At 73.5% G+C, this 1149-nt stretch carries 1 protein-coding gene; it reads right to left on the bottom strand.

Annotated elements, in window-relative coordinates; genetic code table 11:
- Positions 1-157 precede the first annotated feature (157 nt).
- Positions 158-1149, bottom strand: a 992-nt coding sequence (locus tag AB0N07_RS51610; RefSeq protein WP_365847997.1) for a GNAT family N-acetyltransferase, incomplete at its 5' end; no start/stop codon positions are given.

The following is a 1149-nucleotide window of genomic DNA, read 5'->3' as shown; positions in this document are numbered from 1 at the left end:
TGGTCCGCGTGCCCGGGCTCGACGACGTCCTCGTGCCCCTGTACTGGCAGGCGGCCACACTGCCCGTGACGCGCCTGGTGCGGCTCACGCGGGCGGTGCGGGAAGCGGCCCAGCGGACGCTCGAGCGGGGGTGAGGCGGGACCGAGCTCGCGGACCGTCAGCGACGTCGCAGGGGTGCCGGGGCTTCCATGGACGCCTCGGCCAGCACAGGCCGAAAGCCCAGCGCCTCGTTGACGCCGAGCATGTGCCGGTTCTCCTCGGCGTTCCACGTGATGATCGCGCGGGCCTCGGGCAGCGCGTCGCGGACGGCGATGAGGTTCGCCGCCTTCACGCGCATGCCGAGGCGGTGGCCGCGGTGCTCGGGCAGCACGATGGTGTCCCACTGGTCGATCAGCCCGTCCGGGCGCGAGCGGGGCGCCACCAGCTCGCTCAGGGCGACGATCCGACCGGTGGCACGGTGCCGCGCCACCGCGCGGAAGAGCCGGCCGGTCGTGAGGATCTGCTCGTCCATGCGACGCACGCGGGCCGCGTCCCAGACCTGCTCCACCACGGTGCGTTCCCCGGAGGGCACGTCCGTGGCCATGCGGGCCTTGAGGACGGCGAGGTCGTCCTGCAGAGACGTGTCGGCGGCGCCTTCCCAGGCGTGGAGCTCGTAGTCCGACGAGACGCGTTCGGCCTCGGCCAGGGCGACGGCGGGGTCGATCCCCGGATCGGCGAAGTCATACCGGCTCACCCGCTCGATCTGGACGAGCGCGAAGCCGTAGGACTGGGCGAGACGCACACCCGGGTGCTCGGCGGGCACCGCGCCGGCGCCGTTGGGCGGGGTGAGCGGCCGTTGCCCGACCACCGGCCGCGGTGTCAGCGGCCAGGTCTCGAAACGGGTGAGGCCGGCGGTGTCCTGGACGAGCCGCTCGGCCAGTGCGCGGCCGTGGCCCTGTCCGCGGTGCCGCGGGTGGACGTAGACGTTGAGGGCGGCCGCGTCAGGGTCGTCGACGTGGTTGATCAGGACGCGGGCGTAGCCGACCGCCTCGCCGTCGACGTACGCCAGGTAGCGGCGGAGCGTGTGGTCGGTCTCGGCGGCGGCCTGGATGAGCGCGTCCGTGGGGGGCTCATCCCACTCGGTCGTGCCGATCAGCTCGTGGTTGTACT

The organism is Streptomyces sp. NPDC051172 (genome assembly GCF_040682555.1).
Lineage (GTDB): Bacteria > Actinomycetota > Actinomycetes > Streptomycetales > Streptomycetaceae > Streptomyces.
The sequence above is the reverse complement of the archived record's forward strand: the minus strand, read 5'-3'. Positions and strand labels throughout refer to the sequence as shown.